A 23,904-nucleotide genomic window follows, 5' to 3' on the forward strand; every position below is an offset into this window, starting at 1 on the left:
CCAAGGGCACGAGTGTACGCCAGCCATGCGCGGAGGATGGAACGTGCGCTCCCGGCAGAGCAACCACGCTCAGTCGTCAAACTCGCCGGCCTTCAGCGCTTCGTCGAAATCCGTGATCCACGGGGCGAAATGGTCGGTGTCGTAGATCGCCTGCTTACCGTTGGTGATACGCGTGACGGATACCTGCCGAATCGTCGCCCTCCGTCCACCGGCGGGGACGTTGTCGTTGTCCGAGATCCGGAACTCGCGCAGGTCGAGCCCCCGGCTGGCAAGCACAGCCTTGACGTCTTCCTGTTCGTCCCAGGAAAACTCGGCGAAGTCGTGGGCTGTCATGTTCGTCTCCTCGCCTCGAGGGCGTCATCAAGGGCTGCACGGCGCGACGGGCAATCCCTCGGCCTTCCAGCGCAACATGCCGCCCGCGAGATTGGCCACCTTGCCGAAGCCTGCCTTGGTCAGCAATACGCTTGCCTGCGCCGAGCGCACGCCGGAGCGGCACACCGCCACGACGGGCCGCTCGCGATCGAGCTCGTCGATGCGGGCCATCAGCTGCGAGAGCGGCACGAGCTTCGCATCCTGCAAATGGCCGAGCTGGTCGATGAACTCGGGCGCCTCGCGCACATCGACGATCTGCATCGCAGCCGCATGCTCGAGCAGCGCCATCGGCTCGATTTCCCACACGCCGCTAAAGCGCAGCGTGAGCGGCGCCCAGTCGGGCGTTTCCTGGATCGGCGCCTCGGCTTCGGGCTTGCCGCAACGCATGTTGGCGGGCACCGCCACGGCCATCTGCTTGGGGTGCGGCAGATTCAGGTTGTGCATGTAGCCCGCAAAGTCGCCGAGATCCACATCGCCGCCCAGGCGCGGATTGAAACGCCGCTCCTCCGCCACGCTCGTGACCGTGATGCCGCGATAGTCGTGCGCCGGGTAGAGCAGGCAGTCGCCGGGCAGCGTGAGGATCTGTTCGCGCACGGACGTGAAAAGCTGCTCCGCGCTCCCGCCCTGAAAATCGGTGCGGCCGCAGCCGCGTATCAACAGGCTGTCGCCGGTGAAGGCCATGCTCGCGTCGTCGAGCACATAGGTCAGGCAGCCGCTGGTGTGGCCAGGTGTGGCGCGCACTTCCAGATACCGCTTGCCGAACGCGATGCGATCCCCGTGACGCAGCGCGCGGTTCACACCCTCGGCGCCCACCGCCTCGGCGAGCGCGATCTGGCTGCCGCTGCGCTCGCGCAAGCGCCACGCGCCCGTTACGTGGTCGGCGTGCACGTGGGTGTCGAGCGTCGCCTGCAGGCGCAGGCCCAGTTCCTGCACCAACGCGAGATCGCGCGGCACCTGTTCGTAGACAGGGTCGATCAGCAGCGCCTCGCCGCTTTCGGGGTCGCCGAGCAAGTAGGTATAGGTGGACGATACGGGGTCGAAAAGCTGGCGAAAGATCATCGCGGCTCTCTGTGGAATCGACGCGTGGAGCAGACGCGTGGCGCGCTTTCCAGTATGCCGCATCCGGTTTCGGCCCGGCGGCTCAACGCGCGCGATATACGCGCGATCTGCGCGCGTTTGTTCGGCAACGAACGAATGGGCGGGCGGCGGCGAAGCATTCGCCGCGCTACGTCCGCCGCAGCCTGGCGAGCACCGCGGCGACGATGCGATCGCAACATCCGCCGCCGAATTCGAACAACTCGGGACCCAGCCGGTCGACCTCCTCGGCCAGCGCTTCGCGCAGCAGGTTTCTGGCGCGGAAATGTCGGCTGCGCACCGTGGCTTCGGGAATGCCCAGCACCTGCGCCGTTTCCTCGATGCTCATTTCCTCGACCGTCCTCAGCACGAACACCGTGCGAAAACCCACGGGCAAGGTGTCGAGCTTGCGTTCGAGCAGCGCGCGGATCTCGGCGCGCGAGACCTGCTGTTCAGGAGCGTTGTCGTCGTGGGCGTGCATCGGGTCCATATCGAAAACCATCCGCTCTTCGTCCAGGCAATCGGGCGATATAGGCATCACGTTCTGGCGGCGCGCCTCGCGGCGCATCCGGGCAAGGCACTCGTTGAGCACGAGGTGCGAGAGCCAGGTGGCGAGCGCGGCATCACCGCGGAATTGCGCGAGCGCCTTGAAGGCCTTCAGATACGCCTCCTGCAAGGCGTCTTCCGCCTCCGCGTCGTTGCGCAGCGCGGCGCGCGCAAGCCGGTAGAGGCGCCGGTTGTGGCGGCGCATCAAGAGCTCGAAAGCCGCAAGATCGCCCGCCACGATGCGGCGCACAATCTGCGCATCGTCACTCGTCAATTCGCTGGTATGTGCTTCTGCCATTGCGGCCTCCCGGTCTGTCATGGTCCTGGCTCCACGTTCAGCGTGCCATGCATCACAGGATGAAACTGGCACGTATATGCATGGCGGCCGGGTTGGTTCACGACATATCGCCATGATGCGCCCGGCGCGATGCTGCCGGAGTCGAACGCTTTGGCTTTGGCCGTGGCGTCGGCAGTGACCGTGTGGGCCACGAGGTCCTTGTTGACCCACACGACGCTGTCGCCGGCGTGTACCGTCACGCTCGGCGGTTCGAAGCGCATCTGCTCGATGGTCACGACGTAGCTGGCCGCCGCCACCGGCCCGGCGCTGCCCACACACATGCTTGCACACGCGCTCAGCGCAATACGGCGCAAGCGACTCATTGCGAATTCGCGAGTGAGGCCTGCACGCGCTTCGCGTGATCGAGGTGCGCGACGAACGCCGGCCTGACTTTCACGAGCAAGGCCTTCAACTCCGCGTTTTGCGCGCTGGGAATGAGGGTCTTGTCGAGCGCGTCGATGACCTGCTCGTGATACGTCACTTCATGGTCGATATACGCGCGATCGAACTGTGCGCCGTAGAGCGTCTTGAGATTCGCCATGTTGGTCTCGCCACCCTGCTTCAGGCTCTCGCTGGTCGGATTCGCTTCGGGGGTGACGCCCAGCTTGTGCACGAGTTTGACGGCCGACTGATTCACAGCGGTATGGTCCGCGACCATGCGCTGCGCGAAGGCCTTCACGTCTTTCGTCTGCGTTTTCGATACGGCCAGCTTGCCGGCGTCGATATCGGCCTGGTTCGCGGTCACGACGATGGCCGCGATCTGCGGATCGGTCGGGCCCGAGCCCTGGGCGAGCGCGGGGGTGCTCAACAGCGCGCCCGCGAACAGGCTCAAAAGCACGAGCGCCGCGCCTGACAGCATTCGGGTGGGGTTCATATGACTCTCCTCGATGAGCGGCGGGCGTTTCACCCGCCTTCGAGGCAATAGATGTCACGAGCCGCGAGGCTGTTCCCAATGGCGACCATGACCAGAAGCTTGTTGTGCGCCTTGGCTTGCGTTCCGCCCTAAAAGCGCACGTTGCACACGGCGCAGTCGTGAATTTAATTCGACTAGCTAAACAATAGACATTACCGGCCTCGCTCCGCCGCCTCGGAGCGGGCCGTGGGTAATCGCGCTGCGTGGTTATTGTTCAGTCACCCGTGCGCAACGTCCACACCGTCGCCGAATTGGTGTTGTCGTCTACGGCGGCGAACTGCGAGTGGTGCTGGCTGTCCATGCCGAACGCGAGCCCGAACGCGGACCCTGCTGCGGGATCGACCGACATTTGCGCGACGAATTGCCCATCTACGGTGAATTCGACGATTTCGCTGGGCTGATTCGGATCGGCATTCACGGCGTCGCCGTTGGCCGTGACGAGATGCCCATTGGGGGCGAGCGCAAGGGCAAGCGGTCCGTGCAGATGCGTGTTGTCCTGATAGATCAACCGCCCGACGCCGCCGCTTTGGTGCGCAAACGCCGCGCCGTAAATGGCGAACACCGCGTTGTCGCCGGTCGAAGCGACGTAGAGCACGTCGCGTAGGCCGTCGTACGCGAGCCCCGTCGGGCCGACGACCAGTGCCGCCGGATCGGTGCGGTGCATGTAGCCCGAAGCGACGATCGTCGAGGTCGGCAACTCGGTCACGCCGTTCTCGCCGATCGCGAGGTCGATTCTCGCGACGGTGCCGTTCAGCACGTCCGAGACGAAGACCTTCACGAATTGCCCGCCGTCGATCACGGTGAGGTCCCAGGGGCCGTCGAGCAGGCGCGCATCTTTCAGTTCCTTGACGACCCGGCCCTGCGGATTGAGCACGAGCAGCGAGCCCGGCGCGATGACGTTCTTACCGTCGGCGGTCGGCACGTTCCCCACCAGCACGAAGCCGCTTCTGAGCACGGCGAGCGCCGTCGTGAGGCCGAGCTTGTTGCCCTGGAAGAACGTCACCGGCTGGCTGTTGGGAACGAGCTTCACGATCGTCGTGCCGGTGCCTTGCAGATTCGATTTCGCGTTGAAATTGGACACCACCACGTCGCCGGGTTTAAGCGTGCTCCACGAAGGCACGCCGACGGGTACGAACGCAATGCCGTAAGGATTGACATCGCCATTCGTTGGCACGGTCGACGACGTCGCGAACGCCGGCGGCAGGATCGCTTGCTGGGCGTCGGCGCGGACCGTTGCCAGCGAGAGCGCGAAGAGCCCGGCGCACCACGCGAGGGAACTCAGTCGCGGCACGACCGCGGCCCGGCTCCTGCCGATGTATGAACGACATGCAGACAACGAGCGAGAAGCTTTCATCTGACACCTCCTTCTCGCGGGGACGATCCGGAACGCCAGGACAACTCGCGCGGCCAGTGAACCCACCATGCTTCGCGCGCCCCGCGTTTTGCATAAACGAACCAGCGGCGAGGCTATTCCCTGGCACGCAGGCCGGAACGCCTTATCGCCTCAGGAACGCAGAATGCGGCGATAAGGGGGACTCAACCACCGGAGCGCACAATCATGTCCCATCGACTCAAAACCGGCGATCGCGTCACGTGGAACACCCCGCAGGGCGTCACGACAGGCACGGTCGTGCGCAGGATCATCAGGGATACGGAACTCGACGGTCAGTCTGTCGCCGCGTCGAAGGACGACCCGTCTTACGAGGTCGAAAGCGAGAAGACCGGCGAGCACGCGGTCTGTCCCGCGGACGACCTGGAAAAGGTGGTGCACAAGCACTGATCTGTCACGGGATTAACCGGTCGAACCCGGCGCCTCATTGCGCGCGCTTGGCGCGCGGCGCGGACGCAGGCGCCGCCAGTTGCTCCACCAGAAAATCCACGAAGGCCCGCACGCGCGACGTCAAATAGCGCGCGTGCGGATACAGCAGGATGAACGGCCGGGTACGCCCGCCCTCATCGCGCAGCACCTCGACGAGCCGGCCTTCGCGCAGGTCGTCGGCCACCACGAAGCGATAGGTCTGAAAGAGCCCCGCTCCCGCGCGTGCGAGCGTGACACCTGCAAGCGCGTCGCCCGAGGTTCCGTAACTTCCGTTCGTGATCACGTCGCCGTCTTCATTGGCGTTGCCGTCGAACGTCCAGGCGAGATGGCGGCCACTACTTGGCAGTTCGAACTGTATGCACTCGTGCGACTGCAGGTCGGCCACGGTCTTCGGCGTACCCGCGCGCTTCAGGTACGCGGGCGTTGCCACTACCACCATCTCCGCGTCCTCCAGCTTGCGTGCGACCAGATTGGAATCGGCCGGCGCACGCCCGCGAATCGCCAGATCGAAGCCTTCGTCCGCGAAGTCGATGTTGCGGTTGCTCAGGTGCGTGTCGACCTGAACCTCTGGATAGCGCTCGCGAAACGCGGGCAGCAGCGGCAGCACGCGATAGTGCCCATAGGGCGTGGGCATGCTGATGCGCAGCACGCCCGCCGGCGTGGTCTGCTCGCCAGTGACTTCGCGCTCGGCGTCCACGAGTTGCGACAGCGCCTGGCGGCACTGCTCGAAGTAGCGCCGCCCCGCATCGGTCAGGCGGATCTGGCGCGTCGTTCGCACGAAAAGGCGCACGCCGAGCCGCTCTTCGAGCCGCGCGACCGAACGGCTCACCGCGGCGGGCGTGACGCTCGCCGCGTTGGCTGCCAGCGTGAAACTGCCTAGCTCAGCCGCCTGGCAGAACAGTTCAATGCTGCCCAGCAGCAGATCGTCGAATTTGCGTTGCATGCCCGCTTCTCCTGATTGTTCCTGTTCGCGCCTGTTGTTTTGGCTCTATTCTGAAGGCTCCAACATGAGGCGAATGCTCACCACCACTCGAGGAGAACAGCGTGTCCGTCGAACAAAAACTTGCCGATCTCGGTCTCGCCCTGCCCGTCGCACCGCAACCGCTCGGCAACTACCGCGCCGCTTCCGAGGCGGGCAATCTGCTCTTCATCTCCGGCCAGGGACCGCTCGCCGAGGGCAAGCTGCGATGGACCGGGCGCGTGGGCGCGGAGTTGACGCTCGAGCAAGGCCGCGAGGCCGCGCAGCTCACCGCCTTGAACGTACTCGCGCAGATCAGGCGGCACCTGGGCGGCTTCGAGCGTCTGCATCACATCGTACGCATGGAAGGTCACGTGAGCAGCGCCGAAGGCTTTCTCGATCAGCCAGCCGTGCTCGACGCCGCGTCGGATCTCTTCGCGGCCGCGCTCGGCGAGAAGGCCGGACATGCGCGCTCCGCGTTCTCGCATCCGCGACTGCCACTCGACTTGCCCGTCGAACTCGTGGTGATCGCGCAGATTTTGCCTGCCTGAAAACCGCTTTACCGCTTCGTAACGACACATCGGCACGCGCATCCTTCGCGCGTGCCGATGTTCCCGTTTCCGCTTGCGGCAGGTGAGTCCCGCTCAACCCCACACCGACTGCAACCGCGCGATGCTCTCGCGCGTCTCGCGCTCCAGTTGCGCCACCAGCTCCGCCGCCGGCAACGCGCGCGCGAGCGGCGCGGCCTGGCCCGCCCATTGCGCGCCGTAGCCGAATTCGCCCTTGGCTTTCGCAGCCGCGATCAGGGATTTGCCCGCGTCGTACGTGATCGGATAGGACGGAATGCGCGGCGCCTTCGGGTCCTCGCCAAGCGCGGTGAAACGGTTGACGATGCTGCGCGCAAGGCGCCCCGAGATCGCCGAGGTGAACGTGGTGTGACGCGCGGCGTCGCCGAGCAAGGCGGCGCGATAGCCCTCGTCGGCGGCACTCTCCGGGCAGGCCACGAAGGCCGTGCCCAGTTGCGCCGCCTGCGCGCCCAGCGCGAGCGCGGCGGCAATGCCCGCCCCGTCCATGATCCCGCCCGCTGCGATCACGGGCACGTCGAACTCGCTCACCAGCAGGCGCGTGAGCGCGAAGGTGCCGAGACCATCGTCGCGCGCGTTCTGATCGAACACGCCGCGATGCCCGCCCGCCTCCACACCCTGCGCGACGATCGCGTCCACGCCCGCTTCCACCGCCGCGGCCGCTTCGTCGAGATTCGTTGCGCTCGCAAACAAACGGATGCCCGCGTGCTTGAGTTCTGCGATCACCGCATCGGACGGCAGGCCGAAATGGAAGCTCACCACCGCCGGCTTCTCTGCCAGCAGCATGGCCTGCATGGCCCGATCGACGACGAAGCTCGTGTAGATCTCCGAGAGCGAGGCCGGCGGCTTTGCGCCGTATTGCTCGAACACCGGCGCGAGCCAGTCGAGCCACGCGCGCTCCACGGCCGCGTCGGGCGTAGCCGGGCGATGGCAGAACACGTTGACGTTGAACGGCTTGGCCGTCAGCTCGCGTGTCTGGTGGATTGCCTTGCGCGCATTCTCCGCGGTCATGGCGGCCACGCCCAGCGAGCCGAGCGCGCCCGCGTTCGACACGGCGGCGGCCAGCGCCGGCGTGGTGGTGCCCGCCATGGGCGCTTGAATGATCGGCTTCTGAATGCCGAGCGAGCGCAGCAACGCCCGTTCGTCCACTTGAGTGCTCATGTTGCTTCCCTCCGGATCCGTTCCAGTTTCAAGCGTGCGCGCGGCGCTGCGCCCAGTGCGCGAGCCCGCCGCATGCGACCAGCAGCGCGCCGGTCACGAAGAACACGGCGTGCAGGCCGAAGTGAACGCCGATCACACCGCCGATCACTGGGCCCACCACCTGGCCGCTGAATTGCGCCGATTGCAGATAGCCGAGCAGGCGACCCGTCTTGCTCTCGTCTACCGATTGCCGCGCGAGCTTGCCGATGGAAGGCAAGAGCCCCGCGAGCGTCATACCCATCACCACGCGCAGGGCGGCGAGTTGCCACCAGTGCGTGACGAACGCTTGCGGCACCATCGCGAGCCCTGTGAGCACGAGGCAGGCGACGATCACGCGCCAGCTCCCGAAGCGGTCGGCCAGTGCGCCCAGGCGCGCCGCCGTGAGCATGCTGCCAAGCGCCGAGCATGCCATGACCACGCCCGCCACGCGCGCGAGATGCGCCGCGCCCACGCCCAGGCTGCCGATATAAACCGTGATGACGGGCTCGATCGACATGTTGGCGAGCAGCACCATCATCGCGGTCACGAGCAGCGCTGCCACGACCGCATAGTCGGGGCGGCGCACGCTGCCAGCCGAACTGCCCGCTGCGTTGCGCGCGTGGGATTTCGCGTCGTTTTCTGGATGAAACTCTTCCTTCACCACGAAGATGGTCAAGAGCGCCGCCACGGCGATCATCGCGCCACCCGCGAAAAACGTGCCGCGAATGCCGATCCAGCCAGGCAGCACGCCGCCCACCAGCGGCCCGACGAGATTACCCGCGAGCGCACCCGTGGAAAGAATGCCGAGCGCCCAGCCCGCGCGCTCGCGCGGCGCCTGGGTGCCGACCATCACCGTGGAAGCCGACGCGTAGCCACCTACGAGGCCGGCGATCAGACGCAGCGCGACGAGCTCGTACACATTGTGCGCCACCCCGATCAACGACATCACCACGGCCATGCCGATGGCCGCGCGCACGAGCATGGGCTTGCGGCCATAGCGGTCGGCGAGGCGCCCCCAGAGGGGCGCGGTCAGCGCCGTGCCGAGGAACGTCGCGCCGAATGCGACGCCCGACCACTGGATCACGGCAGACTGCGAAGTGACGCCGAGCTGCCGCACGTAGAGCGGCAGGAATGGCAGCAGCATGCTCAGGCTCACGAGCGTGGTGAACGAGCCGATCACGCAGACGACGAGATTGCGCTGCCAGTACTGCGCATTGCGCTCCGAGTAGCCGCGCGGCGGCTGCGCTGTTTGCCGGAGCGCAGCGGCAGGAGAAGAAACGGTGGTATTCACTTTGCCCTCACCGCGGAGAAGAGATCGACGAAGAGCGCGAGCACGAGCGCCGCAGCGCCGATCGCGAACAGCACGAGGTAGTTGCCGCCGCTCGACGAGAACACGAACGACAAGCCGTAAGCCGCCACCGCCTGCATCACGGCGAAGCTCGTCGTGGCGCGGGTCCATGCGTTTTTCACGGCGGACGGATGATGCGCGAGCAGCTCGTTCACGCGGCCGAGCACCAGCGGCACGATGCCGGGCGTGAACGCGCCCATCAGCACGGCGGAGACCATGAGCCCCTCCGTGCCGAAGAGACCGAGAGCCGGAATCGCGACGGCGACGGCCTGCACGAGATACGCGGCGCGCAGCGCCGGACCGAAGCCCGTGCGGTCGGCAAGGTGCCCCGCCGCCAGCGGTCCGACGATCGCGCCAATGCCATACAGCACCCAGAATTGCGCGCCCGCATCGACGCCGCGGCCCAGCCCGCGTGCCACGTAATCGACGAGGAAAATCATGTGCGGCACGAGCCCCACGGCGTTCAGCCCATATTCGGCGTAGAGCGCGCGCAGCTTCGAGCGCGGGTAAGCCTTGGCATGTTCGAAGCGCGGCGTCGTGTGAGCGGGCGCACTCGCGCCATGTTCGGGCCAGCCGTTCCACGCCACGGCCGTGAGCAGCAGCGAGACGACGGCGAGCCCGAGCCACGTGGCCGTGAGGCCCTGGCGCAGCAGGATCGGCACGATCGTCCCCGAAGCCGCGATACCGAGCCCGATGCCCGTGAAGATGCCGCCGCTCGCGAAGCCGCGCCGCGCGGCGGGCACATGCGCGAGGATCGTGGGCGCGGCGAGCACCATCAGCGCACCGCCCGAGAGGCCCGAGGCGAAGCGCCAGACGAAGAACCAGAGGAACGAAACGGGCACCGCGCAGGCGACGAAGGCGAGGGTTGCGAGCAGCATCATTGCGCGCAGCACGGTGGCCGGCTTCGCGGCGCGCGCCATCGCTCCCGCGAGCAGCGCACCGCCCAGATAGCCGCCCAGGTTTGCGGCGGCGAGGTAAGCGGCAGTTGAAGCGGGGAACCAGTGCGCACCGATGATCGCGGGCAACAGCGGCGTGTAGGCGAACCGCGCGAGGCCAATGCCGATCAGGCTCGCGCTGGCCCCGGCGAGCGTGCCCCGCCAGACGTTGTAGGCCGCGGGCGCGGACGGATTCGAGACGGCTTGGTGCATGACGACTCCCGGCTAGCGAGCAATGAAGCATTCGCTGAAGATTGGAGCCAGTCTAGGTTAGATCGATTGGCGAGAGAATCGCCGCGATACGGAAGTCATTCTTCCGCGCCGCGAACGAGTGGGCGAATGTCGCTCAATCGGCGTCCGTGATCCGCTGGGCCTGCTCGAAGTACCCGCGCAGCCGGGGGATGGCGAAATCGACGAAGCTACGCACCTTGGGTACCGAAAGGCGCCCGTGCGGCGTGACGAGATTCGCGGGCAGTGGCGCATGCTCGCTGTCGCGCAGGACGATCCTGAGCCGGCCCGCCTCGACCTCTTCGGCCACGTGATAGGAAAAGAGCCGCGTGACGCCATGCCCGGCCACGGCCGAAGCCCGCGCCGCACGTATCGTATTGACGATGAAACGCGGCGTGAACTGCACGACCTGGGGCAGCGCACTCTGGCGCGCCGCCGGGAAGCTCCACGAGTCGAGCCCGAAATGCGTCATCGAAATGATCGTGTGGCTCGCGAGATCGGCGGGCGCCTCGATGGCCGGATGCGTGGCGAGATAGTCGGGCGAGGCGACCACCACGCGCCGCACCTCGCCCACCGGAATGGCGACGAGCGTCGAATCCTGCAGATGCGCAATGCGCAACGCCACGTCGATACCCTCGTCGATGAGGCTCGCGGGACGGTCGAGCAGGTGCAGGCGGATCGACACCTCGGGATGGCGGTCGATGAACTCCTCGATCATCGGGCGCAGCACCTCTTCGCCCACGGCCACCGCCGCCGTCACGCCGAGCAGCCCGCGCGGCGCGGAGCGCTCGTCGGCGGCGAGCAGGTCGGCTTCCTCGAGGTCGGCGAGAATGCGCCGGCACGCGAGCGCATAGCGCTCGCCGGCCTCGCTCAGCCGGATCGTGCGCGTGGTGCGGTACAGGAGCGGCGTGCCCGTGTGCTCCTCGAGGAACGCAATGGCCCGGCTCACCGCCGCGGGCGAGCGGCCGAGGCGCCGGCCCGCGCCCGCGAGACTTCCCTCGTCGAGCGTGGCGACGAAAACCTTCATGGCGTCGATTCGATCCATTGCGTGCTGTTGGCCTGGTGGTGGCTTTGTTCTGTGAATTCCGCGTCGATATTAGCGGTTTATGGCTGGCGGCATGGCGGCTCGCTCGCGAACCGGATTCGAATGGGCTAGCATCGAATGGATTGTTGCCTCGCTACGGAACAAAGGATCGCATGGAACTGCTGCAAGCAATGAAGGTTTTCAGCACGGTGGCAAAGCTGGGCAGCTTCACGAACGCCGCCGAAGTGCTCCAGGTTGGGCGTCCGCATGTCACCCGGTCCGTACAGGAGCTGGAAGCTGCCCTTGGCGTCAGGCTGTTTCAGCGTACGACGCGCAGCGTCAAGCTCACGCCGGAAGGCGAGCAGTTCTACGCCCGCGCTGAAGAAATTCTCGCGGGCATTGACGACGCGACCACGATGTTCAGCCATACGAGCGAGGCCATGCGCGGGCGGCTGCGAGTGGACCTGCCCGCCGCGCTTTCTCAACAGCGGCTCGTGAACCGCCTGCACGATTTCACGCGTCAGTATCCCAGTCTCGAGCTCGTGCTCGGCGTGACGGACCGCACAGTCGATCTGGTCGCCGAAGGCGTCGATTGCGTTCTCAGAATCGGCGAGTTGCCGGACTCGAGCCTGGTTGGCCGGCGCGTCGGCGCCGCCGTGATGGTGATGTGCGCCGCGCCAAAGTATCTGGCGGAATACGGGACGCCAGAGTCCGTATCGGACCTCGCGGCACACAAGGGTGTCAACTTCCTGTCCGGCCACGACAACCGGCCGATGGCCTGGCGCTTTCTGGTCGACGCGCAGGAGCAAACTGCGGCGTGCAGCGCGAGCATCAGCGTGAACGCGGCGAATGCCTATGTGCATTGCGGCGTGGCGGGCTTTGGGCTGATTCAGGCGCCCGGAATCCTGGTGGAGCAAGAACTCGCGCAAGGATCGTTGGTGGAAGTGCTGGCCCCCTATCGACCCACGCCCCGGCCTGTCTCGCTGCTCTATCCCAGCCGGCAATACGTCTCGCCCCGCGTGAGGCTTTTTTCCCAATGGCTCGCCGACGAGCTGGTCAGAATCAATCCGACCTGGCTTGCCCCCTGACACCGGGCGCGGCCCGATACGGGGCATGCCTCGCTGGGTAGCGAGCGCCCCTCCCCGGAGATTGTTTTTCCGCCAGGCAACAGTCAGTTGCCTGTGAATTCGTTTATCCGAGCCTTTCAGCGGCCTAAAGTGCGAGTCATCGTTCACGACGCATTTGAGGTCTAGCCATGTCGAAGGTCGTTCGCTTTCATCAAACCGGTGGTCCCGAGGTGCTGCGGTTCGACGACATCGAAGTCGCCGCGCCTCGGTCCACGGAAGTTCAGATTCGGGTCAAGGCGCTGGGTATCAACCGTGCCGAAGTGATGTATCGCACAGGCCAATACGTCATTGACCCGCAGTTTCCGGCCACGCTCGGCTATGAGGCTTCCGGCGAAGTCATCGCCGTTGGCGCCGGGGTCGAGGCGTTCTCGGTCGGCGACCTGGTCAGCGTCATTCCGGCGTTCTCGTTCGCCGAATACGGCATGTACGGGGAAGTCGTCAACGCCCCTGTACACGCAGTCGTCAAGAATCCGGCTGGCGTATCGCACGAAGAAGCCGCGGCCACATGGATGATGTTCGTCACCGCATACGGCGCGCTCATCAACTACGGCAAGTTGAGCAGCGGCGACGCGGTCGTCATTGGCGCGGCAACCAGCAGCGTCGGGCTCGCTGCCATCCAGATCGCGAAGATGGCAGGCGCCACCACCGTTGCGCTCACGCGTAGCAAGGAGAAGGAGGCCACCCTGCGCGCGATCGGCGCCGACCATGTCCTTCTGAGCGACGACCCTGACCTGACCGGCCATATCCTGCGCGCATCGGGCTCCAGGGGCGCACGCGTCGTCTTCGACCCGGTCGGCGGTCCGAACGCCCGGAACATCATCCGCGCCATGTCCCACGACGGCGTGTACTACCAGTATGGCGCGCTCGATTCACGGGATATTGCCGTGCCGGTGATGGACATCCTGACTAAGCACATCGTCATTCAGGGCTACGAACTATTCGAAATCACCAACGACGAAAAGAAGCTCGAGCAGGCCAAAGCGTTCATCTCGGCGGGGCTGACTTCGAAGGCATTGCGGCCGGTGATCGACCGTGTATTCCGCTTTGACGAAATCGCCGACGCTCATCGATATATGGAAGCCGGCAACCAGATCGGCAAGATCGTCGTCACGCTGTGATCGAGGCACGCCTCTTTCCCACATCAACCGCGAGGTAACCATGCGTTCCCAAGTTGCGTTCCAGGCGCCGGCCATCAACAGGAAGACAGTCGGCGACATGACCGTCACCATGCTGAGTGACGGCTATCTCGATGTTTCGTTCGAGTTGCTGGACGGCATCGATGCCGCGAAAGCAGAAGCATTGCTCGAAAAGCGCGGTGCGCCGCCGTTGCCGCGGATGAACATCAACGCGTACGTCGTGCAGACTGCCGAGCGGACCATTCTCATCGACGGTGGCGCCGGCGGCATCAACGGTTGGGGCGGGCGCCTCCAGGTCGCGCTGGCCGCTGCGGGCATCGACCCGCTCGACATCGACACGATACTGCTCACTCACGCTCATCCCGACCATATCGGGGGCCTCGCGGCCCCGCTCCAGTCGCCCGTATTCCGAAACGTGCAGCAGTTCTTCGTGCACGAAAAAGAACTCGCATTCTGGCGCGACGATAGCATCTACTCGAACGCGCCCGAGGGCTTCCGGCCTTTTTTCGACGTAGCGAGAAATGCGTTCAACGCTTACGGCGAGAAGCTGGTTCCATTCCACCAGGAGTCGATTCTGCCCGGTATCCAGACCGTGCCGCTGTTTGGGCACACGCCTGGCCATACGGGTTATCTGCTGGGAGACGGCCGGGATACGCTGCTGATCTGGGGGGATATTGTTCACTTCCCGCACATTCAGCTTGCGCAACCGGAAGTCACCATTGCCTTCGATAGCGACGCCGCGCAAGCTGCACGCACCCGCGCTCAACTGCTCGACAGGGTGGCGACCGACAAGCTTTCCATCAGCGGCATGCACTTCAATCTGCCGACGACGGCCTCGGTCCAGCGCGAGGGCAATGCGTACCTTCTCAATTACGATCTGTGGTCGCCGGCTGTCTAAGTCCAGAACGGCCAGCCTAAGTCACGCTAAAGGAAATCACGGATATGTCGTTATACCGGGGCGACAGTCCAGTTGATCTGTGCGCTGTATCCGCAGACGATTTCGCGGTCGGCGTGGCGTGATACGGCCATCTGGACGCGCGCCCTGTTGCTGTCTCGCCGTTGTCCGCGGGTTCGACACATGCGGGGGCGAATTCAAATGTCATTGAATGGTGGTGGCCACTGGCATGCCGTACACGGGAAGAACCGGGTTTCGCGAGCAACGACGCAGTTTTCGCAACACCCTCGAACGGCAGCTTTTCAAGGAAAGCGCAGTAAAGAGCTCGCGCCATCTCGCGGTGGCGGTCCAGTTCTTCGGGCTTGCGTCGTGGCTCATGTCCCGTGCGTTCGCGAACCCCAATGTGAGCTTCAGTGCACCAGGCACGGCGGTCGCGGTCGGCGGCATCGTCCTTGCAATGGGTATGACATATGCCTCGCGCGGCGTGCGCACGGACGCACTTGGCCGGTTCGCATGCGCCGCATTCGTGGCACTGGCGTTTCACTCGAACTTGCCCGGCACCGGCAACCCCGCATTCTGGGTGCTTCCCATCGGTGTCGCGATCAACGTGGCCATGGCCCCCGTGTTCTCCGGGTATTTCAACTACCTGGTAAGCGCGCTTGTTGTCTGGCTGATCATCTCTCGCGGCGCGGTGAGCATGCTGATGTCCTCACCGGACCGCAACTGGATATTGCTGTTTGCACTCGCCGCCCTTGCACTCGGGCTCCTGCTCAATCTCCTTTTCACGCAGGAGAGAAAAAAGACATTTCTCGTCCAGCGCGAACTGGCGCGATTTGCCTACAAGGACGCGCTCACCGGGATTGCGAATCGCCGAAGCTTCATGCTGGAGATCAATCAATACCAGGACCGCCCGTCCAGCGAGGAATTCTGGCTGCTGCTCATCGACATTGACGATTTCAAGCAGATCAACGACACCGCCGGGCACGACACCGGCGACGAGGTCCTGGTCGCAGTGGCGCAAGCCATCGAACGAAGCGCCAGCCCGCACCCGTGTGGTCGCCTGGGCGGCGAGGAGTTCGGCGTGATATTTTCGGGCAACCAGCAAAGCGCAAACGCGTTCGCAAAGGATATCTGCGCCTCCGTGGCCACGGAGCGAGTTTCCGGGCACACGGTAACGGTCAGTATCGGGGTTGCGGGCATCGCGGAACTCATCGGTGTGCAGGAGACGTTCCGGCTCGCCGATCGTGCGCTCTACGAAGCGAAACGGCTCGGCAAAAACCGATGTGTCCTCGTCGATCCGGAGGCGTGATAACGCACGTCAGCCGGCGGATATCTCAAGCCGCAGCCAGTTCCGGCAGCGGGTCGTCACTCTGCGTGTGACCCAGATGAAGCGGCTTCACCTCTGCAGTCGGACTGTCGCCCACTGCCCGTTCGATCTGCTCCAGCAAATCCGCAATCAGCGTCTGCCGCCTGCGAAAGGCTGCGCGCCGCTTGGACGGAACCTCGCTGATGTCGCGATGATAGGGGCGCAGCGGCAGCACGAACCGCCCATCGACCTCAACGCCGCCTAGCTCACGCCAGAAGCCGTCATAGTCCGCGCTAAACCGGATCGCCGTTGCGGCGGAAACGTGCGTCTTCTGCGTCACGCCTGTCAGCGCGTCGACCCTTGCCATCGCGCAGAAATTGCCGATGGCTTCCATCACAGCGGCCTTCGGCCGCAAGCCGTCGCATTCGCGCGTAGCCTCGCGCACCCGCTCCTGCTGCGCGCCGGCAGGCCCCTGCAGGCCGCCGATCAGCGCGCCCCGTTTGCCTGAGACGGGATGGCTTTCGAAGCTGATGGTCGCCCACGCAAGATCGACGTGGTCGAACGTGTCGCGCCAGGCGACGCTCAGCAACCCTTCGCGCCAGCAGCGTACGGGCTCGCTCACCACGAGCGCGTACCTGCCGCTCGCCGCCAACGTCACGTGTTCGGAATTCAGATAGACCCTGCGCACGAGATCTTCGCCAAACAGATCCCGAACGACTCGAAAATGACCGCACAGCAGTTCGGCGCGCGCGTGTGCGGGCATATTCGCCTGACCAAAGCGACGAAAGGGACGTTCGAGAAAGCGCCGGTTGCGGGTAGCAATATCCGCGAGCAGAGCGTTCGCGGTCAGTGCCTTTAACCAGATACGTGCTGCAAGCGGGTTGAGCGCCGCGTACATCAGCACGCGGCCCCGCCGGAAGTAGTCATGGGGAGTTCGCCCAGGGATAGCCCTGGAAAGCAGGCGGAAAATATCGGAAATTGACGTGAGTGGCCAAAATCTGTTTTCCATTTTCATGACGCGTGCAAGGCAGAGACAACGGCGACGAGTACGAGAGTCGTTGCCGGCGTTGCCGATGACTACAGCCCGTTGTCGATAACTAACGCTGCGACGGACGTCACGATGGAAAGTGCGAACAGGGACGCGCCAAAGACAATCAGCAGACGATTCATCGCGACGGTTGATGCTTCGAGGGCGCCGATGCTACACGAGCAAAGCTTATGGGATCCTTAACGGTTTCAATGCGTCGCGCGCGCCGGGTTGCTGAGCGACATGTCGAAACGGCGCGCGCGCTTGCGCGCCTTCAGCGAGGCGCCGGCTCGTTCAGATAGACGCCCGCAGACAGCCCGGCCTTCACCTCTCGCGTGAATTCGTCGGTGGAAACTTCCTCCGCTCCTGCTTCAATCGCGTCGTACGCCTGACGCACGACGTCGGCCGGCGTCGCCTTCGGCACTTCCAGCCCGCGCGTCAGATCCGTATCGATAAAGCCGGCATGCAGGCCGACCACCTGCGTGTGCTGCTCGCGCAGCGAATGGCGCAGACCGTTGGTGAGCCCCCACGCGGCCGACTTCGACACGCCATAGCCGGCGAGAATCGGCCGGTTCACCCAGCTCGCAACCGACAGCACGTTCAGGATCGCGCCGCCGCCGTTGGCGGCGAGCCTGGGCGCGAACGCGCGCGACGTCGCCAGCATCCCGAATACGTTGGTTTCGAAGTGATCGCGCAACGCCTCGGGCGCGCCATCGTCCATCAGGCTGCCGAGCCGCGCGATGCCCGCGTTATTGATCAGCAGCGTGACGTCGCTTGCCGCCTCGGCGGCAGCGGCCACGGCCGCCGCATCGGTCACGTCGAGCTTCACGGGCACGACGCCCGGCAGCGTCACACTGCCCGGATCGCGCGCGCCCGCATAGACCTTGCGCGCCCCTCTTGCGAGCGCCTGTTTCGCGAACTCGAGGCCCAGCCCACGGTTCGCGCCCGTCACGAAAACAACAGCACCTTCGATCTTCATATTCCATCCTTTCGCATGATGAATCGCATGTGCGCCGGTTCGCCGCGCGCGTGAGATCCGGTGAAAACAAACCTGCGTTGTGTACCGAACCGCAGTACCGAACCGTTGCGCCGCCGAACGGCGCCGATATCTGCCGCCCGCCGGCATCGAAGACCACTATGGACCTCCACTGCGATGCGTGCCGCGCCGGCGTGGCTTCGCGTTGTGCGCGAAAGTCGGCTACACTCAAGTCAATGTCGATCACCATCGTCTTGTGACGCATTGTGTCGACGTGACTCGGGCATGTCAATGGCGATCGACATTGTGTTTTTCAATCGATGCGAGCGTCTGGATAAGGGAGGGATCGATGGGTGTGTCACGACAACAGGCCGCCGAGAACCGGAGCGCGATCGTTGCGGCCGCCGAGCGGCTGTTCCGGGTACGCGGCGTCGACGCCGTGGGGCTGGCCGAGTTGATGAAGGAAGCCGGTTTCACGCAGGGCGGCTTTTACAACCACTTCAAGTCGAAGGACGCGCTGGTCGCCGCGGTGATGGAAAAGGCGATGCAAGACTACGCAGACTCGCCGAACGCCGGCAGCGTGGAGAAGCAGGCGGCACGCTACCTGTCGAGCGCGCACCGCGACAACATCGAGGCCGGGTGCCCGCTGTCCGGCTTCGCGGGCGACGCGCCCCGGATGACCGACGCCGCGCGTGCGTCCTATGCGCGCGGACTCGCCGTATATCTGGACCGCCTGGCTGGCATGGTCGCCACGGAGGGCGCGACAGCGGAACAAAGTCGCCGCGATGCGATCGCAACGTTCAATCAGATGGTGGGGGCGCTCGTGCTGTCGCGTGCAATCGCGAGCGCAGACCCGGACCTCGCCGACGAAATTCTCAACGCGGGATCTTCTACGCTACGGTCGACCGGTACGAATGAATAATCTCGAAGTCACGCTGCGTGCAGCGACGCCTGACGACGAGGCATTTCTGTTCGATCTGCGCAGAGCGACGATGGACGAGCACCTGGAACGCGCTGGCGAGCCGACCGACGAGCGTGCACATTGGGAGCGTCTTCGTTACCACTACAACGACGCTCACGTCGTCTGCTGCGGGTCCGAGAGACTCGGCCTTTTCAAATTCGCTCGGGACGCGCATGAGTGGACCATCGTGCAAATTCAGATCTCGCCTGCCTGGCAGGGTCGCGGCATCGCGGCCCATCTGGTCGGTGAATTTCTAAGGGAAGCAGACGGCGCTGGCGTGCCCGTCAAACTGAGCGTCCTAAAAGGGAATCGGGCGATCAACCTTTACCAGCGCCTGGGGTTTCAGGTCGTCGATACGACCGACACGTCGCTGCAAATGCAGCGCGGTTAGCCAGCCGGGCTTCACACCTGGCCGATGCCGCCGTCGGCCATCAGGTCCGCACCCGTGACGTACGAACTCTCGTCGGACGCGAGGAAGAGCGCCGCACTGGCAATTTCCTCGGCCCGTGCGAGCCGACCGATCGGAACCATGCTCTGGTACATCTTCACCAGTTCGCCGCGCGGCAACGACTGCGAGTCGAGAATAGGCGTGTCGGTGACGCCGGGGCTCAGCATGTTGACGCGAATGCCGCGATCCCTGAATTCCGCGGCCCAGGTGCGAGCGTAGGAGCGCAACGCCGCCTTGGTGGCGGCATAGGCGGTGTGGCCCGGAATGCCCATGACGTGCATGGCCGACGAGACCAGGACAATCGAGCCGCGCCCGGTCATCATCGGCAGCAGTTTCTGCACGAGGAAGACGGGGCCTCGGGCCATGAGATTGAACGCCTTGTCGAAATGCTCAGGCGTGAGGGTGTCGAGCGCACCCTGCTCCGTAAAACCCGCATTCGAAACGACGATATCGACGCTCCCCGCTTTGTCGCGCACCGCCGCGGTGACACGGTCGAGGTCGTCGAGGTTCGCCGCATCAGCCTGAATAATGCTGACGTTGCGCCCTATGCGCTCAGCGGCTTCGTCGAGCTGTGCTTGCCGGCGACCGAAGATAAAAACGTGAGCGCCTTCGGCGACAAAGCGCTGGGCGATCGCCAAACCGATACCGCTCGTTCCGCCGCTAATGACTGCAGTCTTGCCTGCGAGAGTGGACATTGAGACCCTCCGTCGGTGTGTGAATGACAGAGCCATCGTAATTGCCACCGCTTCAAATGATAATTCGCAGATCTCTCATAAGATCTATTCTCCAAGAGAATGGATCAAGCGAGAGGGACGCAATGGATCGGTTTCACGAATTGAACGCCTTTATCGCCGTCGTTGAAGCAGGCGGCTTTTCGGCTGCGGCGCGCAGAACCGGAGATTCACAGTCTGGCGTCAGCAAGGCGATCGGCGCGCTGGAAAAGCGCCTCGGCGTGATGCTTTTTAATCGAAGCACGCGCAGCGTGACCCTGACCGATCAGGGTCAGAGATACTATGACCGCATCAAGCCGCTGGTCGAAGAGATGGATGAAGCCGACGGAGAACTCGCGAGCAGTACGCACAATGCCGCCGGGCTGATCAGGATCGCCGCGTCCGCTACCTTCGGCCGCCTGCATGTGCTTCCCCTCATACCCGAACTGTTGTCGCTCAACCCCGGTCTTCAGGTCGATCTTGTTCTTTCGGACTACGTACGAGACATGGTGGAAGATCGGATCGATCTGGCGATCCGCGTGGGCCCCGTCAACGATCCTGATGCGGTTGTCAGGCGCGTGGCTGGCACCCCGCTCGTATGTGTCGGCTCCCGTCGCTACTTCGAGCAGCACGGAATCCCCACGACCCCGGCCGAACTCGTCGATCACAATTGCCTTTTATATGGCGGCCTGACGGAGTCGGTGAATTGGCCGTTTGCAGGACCGGAAGGCCGATTCAGCGTATCCGTGCGCGGAAACCTCTCGTCCAACAGCGTCGAAACGATCCGGGCGGGTGTGCTGGCCGGAGTTGGAATTGGCCTGTTCGCCAAGGTTTCCCTTGCCGACGAACTCCGCGATCCGGACGTGATCACGATTCTCGACGAATTTTTAAGCGAGGTCAGGGACGTGAGCCTCGTCTGGCCAAAACGTCGCTTTGTGCCTGCACGAGTGCGCCGCACGACGGAATTCTTTGCCAACAGGCTTGCGCAGCGCATTTAGGCAAGCGGTATTTCACCACCGCCGCTTTCGGCTGCGATGGCGTGCAGGCGTTAAAATCAGCGCTTCCCCTTTTGCGCGAACAGATCACTCATGAAGTGCCTCACCCTCTCGTCCGTCCTCGCGGTCATCGCGGCCGCGGCTCTGGCCGCCACGCCTGCCCTTGCCCAAACGTCGTCGGGCGATTCGAATGCGAAGCGCGATTGCGCGATCGGTTACGTGACGGGCGTGGCGGGCTCCGCGCAAAGCGTGCGCGACTATCTGGCCACGCCCGATCGCGACCGCATCCGCTATCTGAAGGAAAACGAGATTCAGTGCAAGATCGCCGACGACGACAGCCACGCGTCCGGCTGCACCGGCGTCACGCTACTGAAGAACGAGAAGGTGAGCGTGTACGACGATAGCGACCCGGCTACCACCGCTATCGTCGTGCGCATCGAACTCGATCGCGGAATCTACCCGGTGATCATCGTCGCGCCCAAAACCGAGGTGAAGTGCGACGAGTGAGCGGCAAATGCGCGCCATGTAGTTAGCGCGAGCTGCGTTCGCATGCCGCGATCTCAGCATCGGAAACGCCTGCCATTTGCGCGGCATCGACAATCTGCGCCCAGCTCGTCGCATCCACGGGAATGCCGTGCGCCGCGCGCGTACGCCGTGTCGCGTCCTCGCGCTCGCCAGGCAGCAGGATCTCGTCGACACCCGGCACCCGCCGCGTGGCCTTCAGCCATTCGACGAACGCGAGCGCTTCGTGCTCGCCCGAGGGCGCGTCGAACGCCGCTGGGTCGACGATCACCGACATCATGCAATTGACGATCGCGTGAGTGGAGACGATGGTTTGCTCGCGCGTCGTGAAGCCGCCCGAGAGCGCGCCCGCCAGAATCTCGCACATCGCGGCAAGCCCCGATCCCTTGTGACCCGCCACCGCGCCGCCGAACGCACGCAGCGCGCCATGCTGCGTATCGCTGAAGAGCGCGCCGGGGTCGCGCGTGGGGCGGCCGTCGCTGTCGATCAGCGCGTCGGCGGGCACATCCATGCCCTTGTTGTAGGCCACGCGCACTTTGCCCGCGGCGATTGCGCTCGTAGCGAAGTCGAGCACGAGCGGCGAGCGCCCCTCGAGCGGAAACGCCGCGCAAAACGGATTGGTGCCGAAGCGCCGGTCGATGCCGCCGAACGGCGCGACGAGCGGATCGCCCGCGACGTTGACGAAGTGGAACGACACGAGCCCGGCGCGCGCGCACTGCTCCGCCCAGTGCCCGATACGCCCGATGTGATGCGCATTGCGCAGACCGAGCGCACACACGCCGAGCGACTTCGCACGTTCGATGCCGTGCTCCATTGCCTCGAACGCCGTGACCTGGCCAAAGCCGCGCCCGGCTTCGATCGTGAGCACCGCACCTGCGTCGCGCACGACCTGTGCGTGCGCGTTCAGTTTGAGTTCGCCTTCGCGGCACGACAGCATGTAGCGCGGAATCATGCCCACGCCGTGCGAGTCGTGCCCGGCAAGATTGGCCTCGACGAGGTGGTCGGCAACCAGCGTCGCCTCGCGCGCCTCGCTGCCCGCCGCGCGCCAGACGGCGACGACGAAGGCGTGCAGCGCACGAGCCTCGATGACGACTTCTGAACCCTTTGCAGCAGTGGCATTCGACATGTGCGTGACCCTGTGTATGGCAGCGGAGTTATAGGTGGCGCTTACGTGCTTACGTGCGCGGCGCGTAAGCCGGTTCGTCGACACGGCTGGGCTCAGGCGCCTGCAGCGGTTCGACGCGTCCGACAATCACAAGATAGCTCACCGCGCCGAGCACACAAAACCCGCCGGCGACAACGAGCGGAATCGTGAAAGAGCCGCGCGTGAGTTGCAGCATCACGCCGGTAAACGTCGTCAGCGCGATGCCTGCGAGATTCGACGCGAAGTTCTGGATGCCCGCCAGCGAGGCAACGTGCTTCGGCGTGGGCGCGATGTCGGCAGGCAGCGACCAGATGCTGGCCGCGGCGGCCGCGAGGCTACCGTACGCAATTGCGAAGAGCGCAAGCATTACATAGACATCCTGAACAATGCCCGTGAGCGTGATGACGGACGAAAGCAGCATGCCGCCGACAATGCATGTCTTGCGCGCGGCCGTCAGGCTCCAACCGCGCTTCACGAGCGTATCGGAAAGCCAGCCGCCCAGCCAGCCGCCCGGTATCGAGGCAATGGCGGGCAAGGTGCCGAGCGTGCCAAGCGACTTGAGCGAGAAACCGCGCGCTTCTACGAGGTAGCTCGGAAACCACGTAATGAAGAAGTAAATGACGAAGTTCAGGCAGAAGAAGCCCAGCATCATGCCCCACACGGTGCGGTAGCGGAACAGCCCGCTCCAGCGTATCGAAGCGGTGGCCGGCACGGGAGCGCGCGGCTGTTCAAGTGCGGCGCGCGCCTCGGGTTCCCGATACATCACGACCCAGCCCACGATCCACACGAACCCGAGCGCACCGGTAATCACAAACGAAGCTTTCCAGCCCCAAGCGGCCATGATCGCGGCCACGAGCGGCAGTGAGAGTGCGGAGCCCACGCGCGAGCCGCTATCGAAAATGCTCGTGGCGAGCGCGCGCTCTTCGCGTGAGAACCACTGGCTCACGAGCTTCGCGCACGACGGATACGCCCCCGCCTCGCCCGCGCCGAGCATGAGCCGGCAGCCGAACATCGCCGCGAATCCGCCCGCGACGGCAGTGGCCGCGGTGAACACCGACCACCAGCCCACGGCGAACGGCAGCGCGATGCGCGCGCCTGCCCGGTCGACGAACCAGCCATACGGGAGCTGCATCACGGCGTAAGTCCAGAAGAAGCCGCTCAGCAGCAGCCCCATGGCGGCAGGACCAATACCGAGGTCCTTCATGATGTGCGGTGCGGCGACCGCGAGATTGGCGCGGTCGATGTAGTTGACCGCAATCGCCAGAAAACAGAAGAAAATGACCAGCCAGCGCGATTTTTCCTTCATGGAAAGCACTCCTTCTGATTATGGCGTCGTGTCT

At 64.7% G+C, this 23,904-nt stretch carries 26 protein-coding genes; 10 read left to right on the forward strand and 16 right to left on the reverse strand.

Translation table 11 applies throughout. The features are described from left to right. Positions 1–69: 69 nt before the first annotated feature. The 6 genes from VSR72_RS26720 to VSR72_RS26745 form a co-directional block, all read right to left on the reverse strand. Positions 70–333, reverse strand: coding sequence for a hypothetical protein (locus tag VSR72_RS26720; RefSeq protein WP_342955357.1), 264 nt, complete (start codon positions 331–333; stop codon positions 70–72). A 27-nt stretch (positions 334–360) separates the two neighbouring features. Beyond that, positions 361–1,431 carry an MBL fold metallo-hydrolase gene (locus tag VSR72_RS26725; RefSeq protein ID WP_342955358.1) on the reverse strand — a complete coding sequence of 357 codons (1,071 nt, stop codon included), beginning with the start codon at positions 1,429–1,431 and terminating at the stop codon, positions 361–363. A 166-nt stretch (positions 1,432–1,597) separates the two neighbouring features. Then, positions 1,598–2,290 (reverse strand): RNA polymerase sigma factor, encoded by a 693-nt coding sequence (locus VSR72_RS26730; protein ID WP_342955486.1) that lies wholly within the window; start codon positions 2,288–2,290, stop codon positions 1,598–1,600. 17 nt (positions 2,291–2,307) lie between these two features. Next, positions 2,308–2,652, reverse strand: coding sequence for a cupredoxin family copper-binding protein (locus VSR72_RS26735; RefSeq protein WP_342955359.1), 345 nt, complete (start codon positions 2,650–2,652; stop codon positions 2,308–2,310). Continuing rightward, positions 2,649–3,203, reverse strand: a complete 555-nt coding sequence (locus VSR72_RS26740) for a DUF4142 domain-containing protein (RefSeq protein WP_342955360.1) — start codon at positions 3,201–3,203, stop codon at positions 2,649–2,651. The genes VSR72_RS26735 and VSR72_RS26740 overlap by 4 nt, the downstream gene beginning before the upstream one ends. A 253-nt stretch (positions 3,204–3,456) precedes the next feature. Further along, positions 3,457–4,596, reverse strand: a complete 1,140-nt coding sequence (locus VSR72_RS26745) for a hypothetical protein (RefSeq protein WP_342955361.1) — start codon at positions 4,594–4,596, stop codon at positions 3,457–3,459. A gap of 204 nt (positions 4,597–4,800) precedes the next feature. Between VSR72_RS26745 and VSR72_RS26750 the strand changes: the two genes are divergently transcribed. Continuing rightward, complete coding sequence (locus tag VSR72_RS26750) at positions 4,801–5,022, forward strand: DUF2945 domain-containing protein (protein WP_342955362.1); 222 nt, start codon at positions 4,801–4,803, stop codon at positions 5,020–5,022. A 34-nt stretch (positions 5,023–5,056) separates the two neighbouring features. Here VSR72_RS26750 and VSR72_RS26755 read toward each other — a convergent pair whose 3' ends face one another. Beyond that, positions 5,057–6,004: a LysR substrate-binding domain-containing protein gene (locus VSR72_RS26755; RefSeq protein ID WP_342955363.1), complete on the reverse strand. Its 948-nt coding sequence runs from the start codon at positions 6,002–6,004 to the stop codon at positions 5,057–5,059. 101 nt (positions 6,005–6,105) lie between these two features. On the opposite strand from VSR72_RS26755, the gene VSR72_RS26760 reads away from it, so the two are divergent. Then, entirely contained in the window at positions 6,106–6,570 is a 465-nt protein-coding gene (locus tag VSR72_RS26760) for a RidA family protein (RefSeq protein ID WP_342955364.1), read from the forward strand. A gap of 93 nt (positions 6,571–6,663) precedes the next feature. Here VSR72_RS26760 and VSR72_RS26765 read toward each other — a convergent pair whose 3' ends face one another. The 4 genes from VSR72_RS26765 to VSR72_RS26780 form a co-directional block, all read right to left on the reverse strand. Beyond that, a complete protein-coding gene (locus tag VSR72_RS26765; protein ID WP_342955365.1) occupies positions 6,664–7,764 on the reverse strand; it encodes a nitronate monooxygenase in 1,101 nt (366 codons plus the stop codon). Between the two features lie 28 nt (positions 7,765–7,792). Further along, positions 7,793–9,073 (reverse strand): MFS transporter, encoded by a 1,281-nt coding sequence (locus VSR72_RS26770; RefSeq protein ID WP_342955366.1) that lies wholly within the window; start codon positions 9,071–9,073, stop codon positions 7,793–7,795. After that, a complete protein-coding gene (locus VSR72_RS26775) occupies positions 9,070–10,278 on the reverse strand; it encodes a YbfB/YjiJ family MFS transporter (RefSeq protein WP_342955367.1) in 1,209 nt (402 codons plus the stop codon). The genes VSR72_RS26770 and VSR72_RS26775 overlap by 4 nt, the downstream gene beginning before the upstream one ends. A gap of 133 nt (positions 10,279–10,411) precedes the next feature. Next, positions 10,412–11,338, reverse strand: a complete 927-nt coding sequence (locus tag VSR72_RS26780) for a LysR family transcriptional regulator (protein ID WP_342955368.1) — start codon at positions 11,336–11,338, stop codon at positions 10,412–10,414. A 152-nt stretch (positions 11,339–11,490) separates the two neighbouring features. On the opposite strand from VSR72_RS26780, the gene VSR72_RS26785 reads away from it, so the two are divergent. From VSR72_RS26785 to VSR72_RS26800, 4 genes are all read left to right on the forward strand, one after another. Then, complete coding sequence (locus tag VSR72_RS26785) at positions 11,491–12,405, forward strand: LysR family transcriptional regulator (RefSeq protein ID WP_342955369.1); 915 nt, start codon at positions 11,491–11,493, stop codon at positions 12,403–12,405. A gap of 167 nt (positions 12,406–12,572) precedes the next feature. Beyond that, positions 12,573–13,562, forward strand: coding sequence for a zinc-dependent alcohol dehydrogenase family protein (locus VSR72_RS26790; protein ID WP_342955370.1), 990 nt, complete (start codon positions 12,573–12,575; stop codon positions 13,560–13,562). Then, positions 13,477–14,478, forward strand: a complete 1,002-nt coding sequence (locus tag VSR72_RS26795; RefSeq protein WP_342955371.1) for an MBL fold metallo-hydrolase — start codon at positions 13,477–13,479, stop codon at positions 14,476–14,478. Before VSR72_RS26790 ends, VSR72_RS26795 begins: the two co-directional genes overlap by 86 nt. Before the next feature lie 373 nt (positions 14,479–14,851). After that, entirely contained in the window at positions 14,852–15,784 is a 933-nt protein-coding gene (locus VSR72_RS26800; protein WP_342955372.1) for a GGDEF domain-containing protein, read from the forward strand. Between the two features lie 25 nt (positions 15,785–15,809). Here VSR72_RS26800 and VSR72_RS26805 read toward each other — a convergent pair whose 3' ends face one another. Beyond that, on the reverse strand, positions 15,810–16,796 hold the full coding sequence (locus tag VSR72_RS26805; RefSeq protein ID WP_342955373.1) for a DUF535 family protein: 987 nt from the start codon (positions 16,794–16,796) through the stop codon (positions 15,810–15,812). A 286-nt stretch (positions 16,797–17,082) separates the two neighbouring features. Continuing rightward, the gene (locus tag VSR72_RS26810; protein ID WP_342955374.1) at positions 17,083–17,787 is read right to left on the reverse strand and encodes an SDR family oxidoreductase; all 705 of its coding nucleotides are present in this window, start codon (positions 17,785–17,787) and stop codon (positions 17,083–17,085) included. A gap of 346 nt (positions 17,788–18,133) precedes the next feature. Between VSR72_RS26810 and VSR72_RS26815 the strand changes: the two genes are divergently transcribed. Together VSR72_RS26815 and VSR72_RS26820 are read left to right on the forward strand one after the other, a co-directional pair. Then, the gene (locus VSR72_RS26815) at positions 18,134–18,706 is read left to right on the forward strand and encodes a TetR/AcrR family transcriptional regulator (protein ID WP_342955375.1); all 573 of its coding nucleotides are present in this window, start codon (positions 18,134–18,136) and stop codon (positions 18,704–18,706) included. Then, complete coding sequence (locus tag VSR72_RS26820; RefSeq protein WP_342955376.1) at positions 18,699–19,136, forward strand: GNAT family N-acetyltransferase; 438 nt, start codon at positions 18,699–18,701, stop codon at positions 19,134–19,136. Before VSR72_RS26815 ends, VSR72_RS26820 begins: the two co-directional genes overlap by 8 nt. A gap of 11 nt (positions 19,137–19,147) precedes the next feature. Here VSR72_RS26820 and VSR72_RS26825 read toward each other — a convergent pair whose 3' ends face one another. Continuing rightward, positions 19,148–19,888, reverse strand: coding sequence for an SDR family oxidoreductase (locus tag VSR72_RS26825; protein ID WP_342955377.1), 741 nt, complete (start codon positions 19,886–19,888; stop codon positions 19,148–19,150). A 122-nt stretch (positions 19,889–20,010) separates the two neighbouring features. On the opposite strand from VSR72_RS26825, the gene VSR72_RS26830 reads away from it, so the two are divergent. Together VSR72_RS26830 and VSR72_RS26835 are read left to right on the forward strand one after the other, a co-directional pair. Further along, positions 20,011–20,901 (forward strand): LysR family transcriptional regulator, encoded by an 891-nt coding sequence (locus tag VSR72_RS26830; RefSeq protein ID WP_342955378.1) that lies wholly within the window; start codon positions 20,011–20,013, stop codon positions 20,899–20,901. A gap of 90 nt (positions 20,902–20,991) precedes the next feature. Then, positions 20,992–21,405 (forward strand): hypothetical protein, encoded by a 414-nt coding sequence (locus VSR72_RS26835; RefSeq protein WP_342955379.1) that lies wholly within the window; start codon positions 20,992–20,994, stop codon positions 21,403–21,405. Between the two features lie 22 nt (positions 21,406–21,427). On the opposite strand, the gene VSR72_RS26840 is transcribed toward VSR72_RS26835, so the two are convergent. Together VSR72_RS26840 and VSR72_RS26845 are read right to left on the reverse strand one after the other, a co-directional pair. Next, positions 21,428–22,546, reverse strand: a complete 1,119-nt coding sequence (locus tag VSR72_RS26840) for a malate/lactate/ureidoglycolate dehydrogenase (protein WP_342955380.1) — start codon at positions 22,544–22,546, stop codon at positions 21,428–21,430. 49 nt (positions 22,547–22,595) lie between these two features. Further along, positions 22,596–23,870 (reverse strand): MFS transporter, encoded by a 1,275-nt coding sequence (locus VSR72_RS26845; protein ID WP_342955381.1) that lies wholly within the window; start codon positions 23,868–23,870, stop codon positions 22,596–22,598. Positions 23,871–23,904: the final 34 nt, after the last annotated feature.

It is taken from the genome of Paraburkholderia sp. JHI869, assembly GCF_038900775.1.
Lineage (GTDB): Bacteria > Pseudomonadota > Gammaproteobacteria > Burkholderiales > Burkholderiaceae > Paraburkholderia.

Bases quoted from the DNA above. Each gene is read 5' to 3' on its own strand.
- VSR72_RS26720 (WP_342955357.1), bottom strand. From the start codon at position 333: ATGACAGCCCACGACTTCGCCGAGTTTTCCTGGGACGAACAGGAAGAC.
- VSR72_RS26725 (WP_342955358.1), bottom strand. From the start codon at position 1,431: ATGATCTTTCGCCAGCTTTTCGACCCCGTATCGTCCACCTATACCTAC.
- VSR72_RS26730 (WP_342955486.1), bottom strand. From the start codon at position 2,290: ATGGCAGAAGCACATACCAGCGAATTGACGAGTGACGATGCGCAGATT.
- VSR72_RS26735 (WP_342955359.1), bottom strand. From the start codon at position 2,652: ATGAGTCGCTTGCGCCGTATTGCGCTGAGCGCGTGTGCAAGCATGTGT.
- VSR72_RS26740 (WP_342955360.1), bottom strand. From the start codon at position 3,203: ATGAACCCCACCCGAATGCTGTCAGGCGCGGCGCTCGTGCTTTTGAGC.
- VSR72_RS26745 (WP_342955361.1), bottom strand. From the start codon at position 4,596: ATGAAAGCTTCTCGCTCGTTGTCTGCATGTCGTTCATACATCGGCAGG.
- VSR72_RS26750 (WP_342955362.1), top strand. From the start codon at position 4,801: ATGTCCCATCGACTCAAAACCGGCGATCGCGTCACGTGGAACACCCCG.
- VSR72_RS26755 (WP_342955363.1), bottom strand. From the start codon at position 6,004: ATGCAACGCAAATTCGACGATCTGCTGCTGGGCAGCATTGAACTGTTC.
- VSR72_RS26765 (WP_342955365.1), bottom strand. From the start codon at position 7,764: ATGAGCACTCAAGTGGACGAACGGGCGTTGCTGCGCTCGCTCGGCATT.
- VSR72_RS26775 (WP_342955367.1), bottom strand. From the start codon at position 10,278: ATGCACCAAGCCGTCTCGAATCCGTCCGCGCCCGCGGCCTACAACGTC.
- VSR72_RS26780 (WP_342955368.1), bottom strand. From the start codon at position 11,338: ATGGATCGAATCGACGCCATGAAGGTTTTCGTCGCCACGCTCGACGAG.
- VSR72_RS26785 (WP_342955369.1), top strand. From the start codon at position 11,491: ATGGAACTGCTGCAAGCAATGAAGGTTTTCAGCACGGTGGCAAAGCTG.
- VSR72_RS26790 (WP_342955370.1), top strand. From the start codon at position 12,573: ATGTCGAAGGTCGTTCGCTTTCATCAAACCGGTGGTCCCGAGGTGCTG.
- VSR72_RS26800 (WP_342955372.1), top strand. From the start codon at position 14,852: ATGTCCCGTGCGTTCGCGAACCCCAATGTGAGCTTCAGTGCACCAGGC.
- VSR72_RS26805 (WP_342955373.1), bottom strand. From the start codon at position 16,796: ATGAAAATGGAAAACAGATTTTGGCCACTCACGTCAATTTCCGATATT.
- VSR72_RS26810 (WP_342955374.1), bottom strand. From the start codon at position 17,787: ATGAAGATCGAAGGTGCTGTTGTTTTCGTGACGGGCGCGAACCGTGGG.
- VSR72_RS26815 (WP_342955375.1), top strand. From the start codon at position 18,134: ATGGGTGTGTCACGACAACAGGCCGCCGAGAACCGGAGCGCGATCGTT.
- VSR72_RS26820 (WP_342955376.1), top strand. From the start codon at position 18,699: ATGAATAATCTCGAAGTCACGCTGCGTGCAGCGACGCCTGACGACGAG.
- VSR72_RS26825 (WP_342955377.1), bottom strand. From the start codon at position 19,888: ATGTCCACTCTCGCAGGCAAGACTGCAGTCATTAGCGGCGGAACGAGC.
- VSR72_RS26830 (WP_342955378.1), top strand. From the start codon at position 20,011: ATGGATCGGTTTCACGAATTGAACGCCTTTATCGCCGTCGTTGAAGCA.
- VSR72_RS26835 (WP_342955379.1), top strand. From the start codon at position 20,992: ATGAAGTGCCTCACCCTCTCGTCCGTCCTCGCGGTCATCGCGGCCGCG.
- VSR72_RS26840 (WP_342955380.1), bottom strand. From the start codon at position 22,546: ATGTCGAATGCCACTGCTGCAAAGGGTTCAGAAGTCGTCATCGAGGCT.
- VSR72_RS26845 (WP_342955381.1), bottom strand. From the start codon at position 23,870: ATGAAGGAAAAATCGCGCTGGCTGGTCATTTTCTTCTGTTTTCTGGCG.